The following is an 11,543-nucleotide window of genomic DNA, read 5'->3' as shown; positions in this document are numbered from 1 at the left end:
CTTTGTGGATTCCCTCAGCCGCGCGCTTCCCATTATGTCGGTGCTTCTCACGCTCGTGATCACCGTCGGAACTGTGATCACAGGCATTGATAATTCAGAAAACTCAGACAGCGGCACCGATGATCCTCCGATTACCTCTCCTGAAGAAAATAAGCAGGCACGAACTAATTTATTCAATGCCATCAACACACAAAGACTCAATAGCGTTCTCTCCGGCGAAGCTATTCCTGGGGTAACAATAGATATTATGCTCCACGCCAATGCTCAACAGCAGGCAGAACAGAATGCTCTAGCCGGTGGTTACACTGAACCTGTTCAGGATTCTGCAGATAAAAAGATCCTCATGCTACAGAGCAGACTCGATAGCCAAACTGCCACCACAGATGCGATCCTCCATCGATGGGCTGATGACACTGCAAATTATGACGCACTGATGGACCCCGCTAATACAGCCATCGGAGTCGGCCTTGCAGAGATGAACGGTAAGACCTATGCAGTGGTGCAATTCACTCAGCAGTAGCTTTTACGTAGGATTGAAAAGGTGAATTCAACTGCATCTTCCATTCCTCCAGAAAGGTCAACAGCACTGTTGACCGATAAGTACGAGCTCACCATGCTCGAGGCTGCGCTTGCTGACGGCACAGCTGGCCGCCAAGCTGCCTTCGAGGTGTTTAGCCGAAGACTTCCCAATGAGCGTCGTTATGGCGTGGTTGCCGGAACCTCACGTGTGCTCCGGGCTATCCAAGACTTCAAATTTACCGAGGAACAACTCGCGGATCTGGACTTCCTGGATGACCGCACCCTCGAATTCCTAGCCAACTACAGTTTCACCGGCCACATCGACGGTTACCGCGAAGGCGAGATCTACTTCCCGAACTCCCCGCTGCTGACTGTCCGCGGCACCTTCGCCGAATGTGTCATCCTGGAAACAGTAATCCTGTCGATTATGAACGCCGACTCCGCCGTGGCCTCTGCTGCCGCCCGCATGGTTACCGCCGCTGATGGTCGCCCCATCATCGAGATGGGTTCACGGCGCACCCATGAATACGCCGCGGTGACGGCATCACGTGCCGCCTACCTGGCTGGTTTCTCCGCAACCTCCAACCTGGAAGCCTCCTTCCGTTATGGTATCCCGGCCTCGGGCACCTCTGCCCATGCCTGGACCCTGTTGCACGTCAATGATGACGGCACCCCGAATGAGGCTGCGGCCTTCCGTTCCCAGGTGGATAACCTCGGTGTGGACACCATTTTGCTGGTGGACACCTACGACATCACCCAGGGGGTGGAAACCGCCATTGAGGTCGCTGGAACCGACCTCGGTGGTGTCCGTCTGGATTCCGGGGACCTGGGAGTGCTGGCACGACAGGTTCGCCAACAACTCGATGATCTGGGTGCACACAACACCAAGATCGTGGTCTCCTCTGATCTTGATGAGTTCACCATCGCAGGCCTGCGCGGTGAACCCGTGGATGTCTTCGGAGTCGGCACCTCGGTGGTCACCGGTTCCGGTGCCCCCACCGCCGGTCTGGTGTACAAGATCGTTGAGGTCGACGGACACCCGGTGGCGAAACGCTCCCGCAACAAGGCCAGCAACGGTGGTGCCAAGAAGGCAGTGCGCACACACCGTGCCACCGGCACCGCCATCGAGGAGATCGTCTACCCCTACCACTCAGACACCCCGGACACCGGGAAGCTGGACACCATTGAGCTGACCATCCCGCTCATCCGTGGTGGTGAACTGGTCGAGGGAATCCCCACCCTGGAACAGTCCCGTGGCTATCTTGCTCAACAGCTGGTCTCCCTGCCATGGGAGGGTCTGGCACTCTCCCGCGATGAGCCGGTCTTGCACACCCGCTTCATCGGCTTCCCGGAGACCTTCTAGCCCTGGTTTCCCCACTTGCCCAGTGTGAGTCATCGCCGTCCCCTTGTGGAAGATCATCTTCTGCAAGGGGGCAGATATGTGGGGTGGATAAAACCGCATCAGAGCATGTGAACACGGTGCTTCGGCTTCTGCTGCCTATCCCGATAGACTGATCGGGATGTCTGCCGCTGATTCTTCCCCCACCGCTTCCACAGCCACCTCCGATGATGCCACCACGGAGGACACCACCACTGAACCGTTGAATGCCTCCACCGAGGAACTACTCACCGCTGCAGTCGAGTCATTGGGTGGTGCGCCCCGCGCTGGTCAGCAGGCGATGGCTAAAGCTGTCACCGATGCCTTCTACAACAAACGGCATCTGGCGGTGCAGGCGGGAACCGGCACCGGTAAGTCCCTCGCCTACCTGGTGCCGTCGATACGCCACGCGCAGACCACGGATTCCACAGTGATCATCTCCACCGCCACCATCGCCCTGCAGCGTCAGTTGGTCAACCGTGACCTTCCACGCCTGGCAGATGCGCTGGAACCGCTGCTGGAACGTCGCCCAACCTTTGCCATCATGAAGGGGCGTTCCAACTACCTGTGCATGAATAAGATCGCCCGCGAACCAGAGGCGGAAGAGGCCCTCATCGAAGAGGAGGACATCTCCTGGTTGGGAAAACACATCGTGCGGCTGCATGACTGGGCCAATGAAACCGACACCGGTGACCGCGATGATCTGGACCCCGGCGTTCCTGATCTTGCCTGGAAGCAGGTCAGTGTCACCTCCCGTGAATGCATCGGAGCCTCCCGCTGCCCGCATGGTGAGGAATGCTTCGCAGAGGTCGCCCGTGCCACGGCCAAGGAATCTGACATCGTGGTCACCAACCACGCGCTACTGGCCATCGACGCATTATCGGATGCCAATGTCCTGCCTGAACATGACGTGGTGGTCATTGATGAGGCCCACGAACTTGATGGCCGCATCACCGCCGTCGCTTCCGCGGAGATCACCGTCAACTCCCTCAATTTGGCGGCACGACGCGCCTCCAAACTGGATTCGAATGGGCGTGAGGAAAAGGTCACCGAGCTTGCCGGGGATCTGGAGCTGATGCTCCAGGCCATGCAGCCTGGTAGGTGGCGCGATATGGATGCAGGCTCCAAGGGCACCCTCGTGGCGCTTCGCGACGCCCTCTGGTCCCTGCGTCAGCAGATCGGCACTGCACCTGATGGCGAGGCAGCCAGCGACCCGGAACGTAATGCCGAACGCCAGAACCTGGCCAATCATCTGCAGGAGATCCATGATTCCATCGTGCGCATCCTCGAGGTCTTCGAGGAGGAGGATGCCGCCAAACAGGCCGATGTGGTGTGGCATAACCAGGATGATCGCCGGGGCGACTCCCTCAACGTGGCCCCACTATCTGTAGCGGGCCTGCTCCATCAGAAGCTCTTCACTGACAACACCGTGGTGCTGGCCAGTGCCACCCTGACCATCGGCGGAAACTTCAACGCCATGGCCAACAGCTGGGGTCTGCCCAAGGGCACCTGGGATTCCCTTGATGCCGGCACCCCCTTCGATCCTGCGAAATCAGGCATCCTCTACACCGCACGTCACCTTCCTGATCCCGGACGTGATGGACTTCCGGAGGAAACACTCGATGAGATCTATGAGCTCATCATGGCTGCTGGGGGCCGCACCCTCGGGCTGTTCTCTTCACGACGAGCCGCTGTCCAGGCCACCGAGGCCATGCGTCTCCGACTCCCCTTTGATGTGCTGTGCCAGGGCGATGACAACACCGGTGCACTGGTGAAGAAGTTCTCTGAATCAGAAAACACCTGCCTCTTCGGAACCCTGACCCTCTGGCAGGGTGTGGACGTACCCGGCAAGTCACTGTCACTGGTGATCATTGACCGCATCCCCTTCCCCCGTCCGGATGATCCATTGCTCCAGGCACGTAAGGAAGCGGCAGATGCTGAAGGGCGCAATGGCTTCATGGAGGTGGCTGCCACCCATGCAGCGCTACTCATGGCACAGGGTGCCGGCCGATTGCTGCGCCATGTCACCGACCGCGGTGTGGTGGCTGTGCTCGATACCCGGCTGGTGACCAAACGCTATGGCGGTTTCCTGCGTTCCTCCATGCCACGTTTCTGGGAGACCACCAATGCCTCTACCGTGCGCCAGGCTTTGAAGCGGCTGGTGGCAGGCTAGTCTCATCCACGGTGGTCAATCAGAGCACCGATGATTGTTTGAAGTACCTGGGGGCGGACTCCCCCTAAATTCACGGGGCCGGGAAACTGTTTCCCCGTAGCGAAGGCTGTGGCGGGATAACCATGGTGTCTCCTCAGGTTGGATCACAGCCTTTGACACTCAACTGATATTTTCTCAGGGGACGGCCACGACAGTGACGGAGTTTGGTGCCACCTCGGTGAAACCAGCATCGCGAACAGGTACCGCCCCGGACGTGGCCACACGGGTGGCGAATTCCTCCGGCTCCACTTCACGAACATGCAGCAGGAAATCCGCCTCTGCCCACTGCTGGACCCAGTCGAGCGGTTGATGAGCCGCCAACAACATGGAGGCGTGACCAACCTGTGCGGCAGCCTTACCCAAGGTCATCTTCAAAGAGACATCAATATAGATGATGGGATGATCATCACTGATCGGCTTCGGCTCATCCAGGGGAAGTTCCGTACCGGAGATCTGCAACTTCTTAATCTCTACAGGGGTCTCACTGACAGCACTAGGCAGGAATGCCCTCACCTGGGCTGAATCGTCAGTGACCGTGACGCCTGGAAGCTCTTGGATGCGTTCCCAGGCCGCATTCCGGGCCCGACGGGCAACCTTCCGGATTAGGTGGTCATACCACTGTTCCAGGGCCGCCCGGAACTCAGGATCTGTAGCCACCCGTTCATCCAGGCAGAGCTTGACCACGCTTCTGGCCGCGGCATCCAACACATCGGTTCTGCGGGGCGGATCCACCTTCGGAATATGAAGGGCGATCTGCATGGCCTGAACAGTCCCGGGATCTGAAGGATCCTCTGAGTGGGGACCGTCAGAGACACGCGCCGCAAGAAGGGTGTGAGCGGCGTCCAGATGAGCGTGGTCAAGCATTATTGTTTTAGTGCTCCAGAGGGACGCGGTGGTAGCTGCCGTCCTCAAGGTCAGCCAGGTCGATCTCATCGCGGGAAATACCCATGATATGGAGGACCTCATCCAGGAATGGGTGATTCACGGAGGTATCCGCGATCTCCTTCAGAGCGGGCTTGGCATTGAAGGCGATACCCAGGCCTGCTGCGGACAGCATGTCGATGTCATTGGCGCCATCACCAACAGCAACGGTCTGGTACATCTTCAGGCCTGAGTCCTCTGCGAATTCACGCAGCAGGGTTGCCTTGGCAGCACGGTCCACAATCTCACCGATGACGCGGCCGGTCAGCTTACCGTCGATGATCTCCAGAGTGTTGGCGCGGACGTAGTCCAGCTGCAGCTCCTCGGCGAGACCTTCGAGCACCTGGTTGAAGCCACCGGAGACCACGGCGGTCTTGTAACCCAGGCGCTTGAGGGTACGGATGGTGGTGCGGGCACCCGGGGTGAGAACAATATCCTTGGCCACCGCATCGATAACGGAGGCATCCAGACCAGCCAGTGCCTTGACGCGCTCACGGAGGGATTCCTCGAAGTCCAGTTCACCGCGCATTGCGCGTTCGGTGACCTCAGCAACTTCAGCTTCCTTGCCGGCATGGGCGGCCAGCATCTCAATGACCTCACCGGTGATGAGGGTGGAATCGCAGTCAAAGCAGACAAGGCGCTTGGAACGACGGAGCAGACCGGAACGCTCAATGGCAATATCCACATTGAGTTCCGTGGTCAGCGCAGCCAGTGCTTTACGGATCTTCTGTGCACCGCCGGGGCTGGTGTCTGGAACGGTCACCTTGAGTTCAAGACCGGTGACCGGGTAATCAGCGATACCACGAATGGTATCGATGTTGGCATCATAATCTGCCAGTGTCTGGCCGATGCGTGAGAGGTCAATCGCATCAACCGGGTTCCCCAGAATGACCACCACGTGGGATGAGCGTGGTCGGGAGGACTGCACCACATCCTGCAGTTCCACGTTCACGGACTGTCCATGAACCTTGAGGGTGTCGGTTAGTCCGCTGGTAACGGTTTCAACCCGCTCAGGGGCGATACCCACGAAAGCTGCGAGGCTGAGGAATCCACGGAAGATGGACTGCTCAACATCGAGCACCTGGACCTTGTTGGCAGCCAGAACGCGGAAGAACGCCGCGGTGACACCGGGGCGGTCCTTGCCACTGATGGTAATCACTGCTGGGTGGTACTCATCCCGCAGTGCTACGTACTGGCCGACGTCGGAGAGCTCGTTATCAATCTGGGAAAGTTCAGTCACGAGGCTCATTGTCTCATGATTCGGGGGAAGAAACGACATTGACCCCGGTAGAGGTATCTACCGGGGTCGTTGCAGTCGGAGGGGACTTAGATTTTACTCTTAGCGTACTTCAGTTGGAGTAGGCGTCTGAGTGGTTTCAGCACGCTCGTCGCGCTTGGTGGTGTGTGCCTCGAGACGCATACGCTCAATCATATGAGGGTAGTGCAGCTCGAACGCTGGGCGCTCGGAGCGGATGCGAGGCAGGGAGGTGAAGTTGTGGCGAGGAGGAGGGCAGGAGGTTGCCCACTCCAGGGAGTTGCCGTAACCCCATGGGTCATCAACGGTTACGAGCTCACCGTAACGCCAGGACTTGAAGACGTTCCAAACGAATGGAATGACAGAGAGTCCGAGCAGGAAGGAGAAAACCGTGGAGATCTGGTTAAAGATGGTGAAACCATCGGAGTCCAGGTAGTCGGCGTAACGACGTGGCATACCCATGTTGCCCACCCAGTGCTGGATGAGGAAGGTGCCATGGAAGCCGAAGAAGGTCAGCCAGAAGTGGATCTTGCCAAGACGCTCATCGAGCATGCGGCCGGTCATCTTCGGGAACCAGAAGTAAACGCCTGCACAGGATGCGAACACCACGGTACCGAAGAGGGTGTAGTGGAAGTGCGCGATCAGGAAGTAGGAGTCAGCCAGGTGGAAGTCCAGTGGTGGGGCAGCCAGCATAATGCCGGTCAGTCCACCGAAGAGGAAGGTGGACATGAAGCCCACGGACCAGATCATTGGGGTTTCCCAGGTGATGTGCCCCTTCCACATGGTTCCAACCCAGTTGAAGAACTTAACGCCGGTTGGGACCGAGATCAGGAACGTCATGAAGGAGAAGAACGGAAGAAGAACTGCACCGGTGACGAACATGTGGTGAGCCCAGACAGCCATGGAGAGGGCGCCGATGGACAGGGTCGCGAAGACCAGGCCGACGTAGCCGAACATCGGCTTGCGGGAGAACACTGGAATGATCTCGGAGACAATGCCGAAGAACGGCAGTGCGAGGACGTAAACCTCAGGGTGCCCGAAGAACCAGAACAGGTGCTGCCAGAGGATGGAGCCACCGTTGGCTGGATCGTAGATGTGTCCACCGAGCTTGCGGTCGTAGAGAACGCCCAGTGCAGCTGCGAGCAGCAGTGGGAAGATCAGCAGAGCAAGAACGGAAACAACGAAGATGTTCCAAGTGAAGATAGGCATGCGGAACATGGTCATACCTGGTGCGCGGAGGCACAGGATGGTGGTCATCATGTTGATGGCGGAGGCAACGGTACCGATACCGGTCAGGCCAACACCGATGATCCACATGTCAGAACCGAGGCCCGGTGAGTGGATGGAATCAGAAAGTGGGGAGTACATGGTCCAACCGAAGTCAGCAGCACCACCCGGGGTCAGGAAGCCGCTCAGCATGATCACGCCACCAACGGAGGTGATCCAGAAGCCGAAAGCGTTCAGACGTGGGAAAGCTACGTCAGGCGCACCGATCTGGAGCGGCAGAACGTAGTTGGCGAAGCCCCAGACAATCGGGGTGCCGTACAGCAGCAGCATGACAGTTCCGTGCATGGTGAACAGCTGGTTGAACTGTTCATTCGACAGGAACTGCAGACCTGGGGTGAAAAGCTCAGCTCGGATGAGCAGAGCCATCAGTCCACCGAGGAAGAAGAAGCTGAAAGACATAATGATGTACAAAATGCCCAGCTGCTTGTGGTCGGTGGTGGTCATCATCAACCATGCTTTGCTGCCCTTGCGAGCATGGCCTGTCGGCTCGGGCCTCTGCGGGGCGACGTGCCCGTCGACCCTAGGCGCCACAGCGGTCATAGGTTCCTCCTGACTACGGGACGATCCATTCGGATTACCGATCGTCCTTTAACAACACTGCCTCATCTTAGGCGAGAGGCAGGATCCGATGCCAGCCCAAAATGGCCGGTATGCAGCTAACTGTAACCCCTCGCGGGGCCCATAAAAAATGTTTTCATCACATTGGTTGACCCTCACCTCATCGACCGGCCCATGTTTCCCACCCTGTTTCATTCATTCATGTGAAAGGGTTCACATTTTGGGCGTATTTCACCTGCACGGACCAACGCTCCATAAGTCCCCGCACCCCACCCCAAGGCACCCCCGTGTGGGCTCAACCTAAAGGTTGGGTTGGCTCAAGTGATCAGAAATAATGCGAGGAAACTTGAAGGAACTCTCATCGCCCAACCGCTCCCCCACCCCGGGGACTGGTCTGGGAAATTGCTCCACCAAAACGGAAACTTGTCATTCTGAATCCCGGATTTCAAGCCTGGATCGGGTTTTACATGCGGAAATCTTTGTGCTGGCGTGATTCTGCGTCAAATGACAAGTTTTTCACCTATGCCCACACAGGCGGAATGGGAGCCTCTCGCGCTAGTTATCCTCTTCAGAACGTCTGATCAATACCGGCGAGTTCCTCATTGCAAATATTCACAGCACCCACACAAGGATTTTCACTCCTTCCTGAGAAACACCTGCCCACACTGCCCTGAAGACCATTCTTCTTAATTCCTTCCTCTATATATGGAGTGAACTTCAGGAAGCGGTATCTGTGGGTCGGATATGAAATATCCTCTCTCCTGAAATGACTCAAGGGCCGCACGCGGTAAATGCGTGCGGCCCTTGCTAACGGTGTACACCACCTCTCAGTGGAGGCAGTGCGACACATCGTGGGGTTAAACCAGAATCAGACTAGAAGTCCCAGTCCTCATCCTCAGTGTGCTCAGCCTTACCGATGACATAGGAGGAACCTGATCCGGAGAAGAAGTCATGGTTCTCATCAGCGTTAGGGGACAGTGCCGACAGGATCGCGGGAGAAACCTTGGTTTCATCCGCTGGGAAGAGCCCCTCGTAGCCGAGGTTGTTCATCGCCTTGTTGGCGTTGTAACGCAGGAAGCGCTTGACGTCCTCAGTCCAGCCCAAAGCGTCATAGAGATCCTCGGAGTACTGGGTCTCATTCTCATAGAGGTCGTAGAGAAGTTCGAAGGCGTATTCCTTCAGCTCTTCCTGACGCTGAGGGGTCTCCTTGACGATCGCCTTCTGGTACTTGTAACCGACGTAGTAGCCATGCACTGCCTCATCACGGATGATCAGACGGATGACATCAGCGGTGTTGGTCAGCTTGGCATGGCTGGACCAGTACATCGGAAGGTAGAAGCCGGAGTAGAAGAGGAAGGACTCCAGGATGACCGAAGCAATCTTACGCTTCAGCGGATCATCGCCCTTGTAGTAGGCGAGGATGATCTTGGCCTTGCGCTGCATGGCCTCATTCTCCTCAGACCAACGGAATGCATCGTTGATCTCTGGGGTGGAGGCGAGGGTCATGAAGATATTGGAGTAGGACTTGGCGTGCACAGACTCCATGAAGGCGATGTTGGTTAGAACAGCCTCCTCATGCATGGACTCAGCATCCGGGAGGAGAGAGACCGCACCGACGGTTCCCTGGATGGTGTCCAGGAGGGTCAGGCCGGTGAAGACACGCATGGTTGCCTGCTTCTCCATATCGGTGAGGGTTCCCCAGCTCTTGATGTCATTGGATACCGGCACCTTCTCCGGAAGCCAGAAGTTTCCAGTGAGACGATCCCAGACCTCGAGATCCTTCTCATCAGGAATAGAGCTCCAGTTGATAGCCTCAACTGGGTTCGGATTGTTCTCGAGGTACGCCTCGTGGGTGCTCAGGTGCGAATCGACAGCCATGTGGTGCGATATTCCTCTCTTTAAAGAACTTTGGGGTAATCAACTCCGTTTCTCGCGAGCCGATTTTTCACGGCATTCAGCGGCGGAGTTACTTCCCCGACTCTACCTGTGATGTCAGCATTAGGAAACTGCCGTCCGCCGACATCCACGACGTTGTGAAGGGCACCACCAAGCCCGTCTCCCGACACCTGGTCACGACCCCAGAACGACTGGTGAGAGGTTCATTCCATCACAATTTGATATCCCTGTGAGCTGAGTTTCCCAGCCATCGCAAGTCATCCCCTGGAAGCACTAGGCCCACTACCTGGACAACCCGTCTCGGACATGGCCGTATATATTGCCTTGCATTATGGCTCTGAGCTTTAGTTTTAGACAAACACTTTAATGTGAGATGGGACTCATTGAAGGTTTTTATGCCTTCCCTGGAGCATGGAATTCAGCCCGGTGTTAGCTTACCCAAACCACATAAGTGCAGGTAAAGGTACACTATCCTTGCCTGACAGCTCGAGAAAGTCGGTGTACATTCGAGGCCATGACAATCGACGACAAACTTGCAAACGCATTCAACAATCAGGTCACCGCAGAGCTTGAGGCTTCCATGGTTTACCTTCAGCTCTCCTACTTCCTGGATGACATGGGTCTGGTCGGCATGCGCGACTGGATGAAGAGCCAGAGTGAAGAGGAGCTGGAGCACGCCCACAAGTTCTCCCAGCACCTTCTTGACCGTGGTTATGTCCCACAGGTTGGTGATATTGCTCCACCGAAGTTGGATATCAGCACCGCAGTGGATGCCTTTGAAGCAGCCCTGTCCCACGAGCAGAAGATCTCCGGTCTGATCCGTGAGCTCGCAGCACTTCAGGATGCTGTGAAGGATTATGACTCCCGCCCGCTGATCAACTCCTTCCTCGAGGAGCAGGTTGAGGAGGAAGCCACCGTTTCTGAGATCCTCGATCGCCTCCGCATCGCCGGCGATTCCGGTTCCGGACTTCTGAACATCGATTCCGAACTCGGCTCCCGTTAGTCGCGGCCCCTCATCAAGGCGGAAACCCGCCCAAAAACGACCTCGTCTACTTCCCCATCATCTGTTTCTGGGGAGGTATACGAGGTTTTTTGGCCTTCTTATGGGGGTTGTCTACCTTTTTCGCAAGAGAAGTGGGGAAAGTCTCGAACTCTCCGGCAAAAAAGGGAATAATGGTAATCACAATTAGAATTTCGCAGGTTCCAGGTCTCTTGTGCCGCCCGCGTTCTCGAATCTCATCCGCCTGAAATGAACAAGGAGGCTCTCATATGCCCCCGATCTCTGAAAAGAAGTCAACGGGCTCACCAGCCAAGCCATTGCTCGAAAATGTTCTTGATGAGCTTGGCCAGGAGATTGTCAGCGGCAAAGTTGCTGTGGGCGATACCTTCAAACTGATGGATCTCAGCGACCGCTTCGGAATCTCCCGCACGGTAGCACGCGAAGCCATGCGTGCTCTCGAACAGTTGGGGCTCGTCTCATCCTCACGTCGCATCGGTATCACCGTGCGGCCACGGGA

At 56.9% G+C, this 11,543-nt stretch carries 9 protein-coding genes; 5 read left to right on the top strand and 4 right to left on the bottom strand.

The window, feature by feature from the left end; translation table 11 throughout:
- From Q0M74_RS10500 to Q0M74_RS10490, 3 genes are all read left to right on the top strand, one after another.
- Nucleotides 1-520: CAP domain-containing protein (locus Q0M74_RS10500; protein WP_293954186.1), on the top strand; the 520-nt coding region annotated here is incomplete at its 5' end.
- A 21-nt stretch (nt 521-541) separates the two neighbouring features.
- Complete coding sequence (locus Q0M74_RS10495) at nt 542-1,882, top strand: nicotinate phosphoribosyltransferase (protein WP_293954184.1); 1,341 nt, start codon at nt 542-544, stop codon at nt 1,880-1,882.
- A 157-nt stretch (nt 1,883-2,039) separates the two neighbouring features.
- Nucleotides 2,040-4,070 carry an ATP-dependent DNA helicase gene (locus Q0M74_RS10490; protein WP_293954182.1) on the top strand — a complete coding sequence of 677 codons (2,031 nt, stop codon included), beginning with the start codon at nt 2,040-2,042 and terminating at the stop codon, nt 4,068-4,070.
- Nucleotides 4,071-4,244: 174 nt separating this feature from the next.
- Here Q0M74_RS10490 and Q0M74_RS10485 read toward each other — a convergent pair whose 3' ends face one another.
- From Q0M74_RS10485 to nrdF, 4 genes are all read right to left on the bottom strand, one after another.
- Nucleotides 4,245-4,973, bottom strand: coding sequence for an aminoacyl-tRNA hydrolase (locus Q0M74_RS10485; RefSeq protein ID WP_293954180.1), 729 nt, complete (start codon nt 4,971-4,973; stop codon nt 4,245-4,247).
- 7 nt (nt 4,974-4,980) lie between these two features.
- A complete protein-coding gene (serB, locus tag Q0M74_RS10480; RefSeq protein WP_293954178.1) occupies nt 4,981-6,279 on the bottom strand; it encodes a phosphoserine phosphatase SerB in 1,299 nt (432 codons plus the stop codon).
- A gap of 90 nt (nt 6,280-6,369) precedes the next feature.
- Complete coding sequence (gene ctaD, locus Q0M74_RS10475) at nt 6,370-8,112, bottom strand: cytochrome c oxidase subunit I (RefSeq protein WP_293954176.1); 1,743 nt, start codon at nt 8,110-8,112, stop codon at nt 6,370-6,372.
- Nucleotides 8,113-9,003: 891 nt separating this feature from the next.
- Nucleotides 9,004-10,008: a class 1b ribonucleoside-diphosphate reductase subunit beta gene (nrdF, locus tag Q0M74_RS10470; protein ID WP_293954174.1), complete on the bottom strand. Its 1,005-nt coding sequence runs from the start codon at nt 10,006-10,008 to the stop codon at nt 9,004-9,006.
- 532 nt (nt 10,009-10,540) lie between these two features.
- On the opposite strand from nrdF, the gene Q0M74_RS10465 reads away from it, so the two are divergent.
- Both Q0M74_RS10465 and Q0M74_RS10460 read left to right on the top strand, forming a co-directional pair.
- Nucleotides 10,541-11,029 (top strand): ferritin, encoded by a 489-nt coding sequence (locus tag Q0M74_RS10465; protein ID WP_293954172.1) that lies wholly within the window; start codon nt 10,541-10,543, stop codon nt 11,027-11,029.
- A 266-nt stretch (nt 11,030-11,295) separates the two neighbouring features.
- Nucleotides 11,296-11,543, top strand: a 248-nt coding sequence (locus tag Q0M74_RS10460) for a FadR/GntR family transcriptional regulator (RefSeq protein ID WP_293954170.1), incomplete at its 3' end; no start/stop codon positions are given.

Source organism: uncultured Corynebacterium sp., assembly GCF_945649885.1.
Classification (GTDB): domain Bacteria; phylum Actinomycetota; class Actinomycetes; order Mycobacteriales; family Mycobacteriaceae; genus Corynebacterium.
Note: the sequence above shows the minus strand (reverse complement) of the source record. Positions and strands in the feature narration are given on the sequence as shown.

Excerpts from the sequence above, each read along its gene's own strand:
- Q0M74_RS10485 (WP_293954180.1), bottom strand. The coding sequence starts at position 4,973 with ATGCTTGACCACGCTCATCTGGACGCCGCTCACACCCTTCTTGCGGCG.
- nrdF (WP_293954174.1), bottom strand. The coding sequence starts at position 10,008 with ATGGCTGTCGATTCGCACCTGAGCACCCACGAGGCGTACCTCGAGAAC.
- Q0M74_RS10465 (WP_293954172.1), top strand. The coding sequence starts at position 10,541 with ATGACAATCGACGACAAACTTGCAAACGCATTCAACAATCAGGTCACC.
- Q0M74_RS10490 (WP_293954182.1), top strand. The coding sequence starts at position 2,040 with ATGTCTGCCGCTGATTCTTCCCCCACCGCTTCCACAGCCACCTCCGAT.
- serB (WP_293954178.1), bottom strand. The coding sequence starts at position 6,279 with ATGAGCCTCGTGACTGAACTTTCCCAGATTGATAACGAGCTCTCCGAC.
- ctaD (WP_293954176.1), bottom strand. The coding sequence starts at position 8,112 with ATGACCGCTGTGGCGCCTAGGGTCGACGGGCACGTCGCCCCGCAGAGG.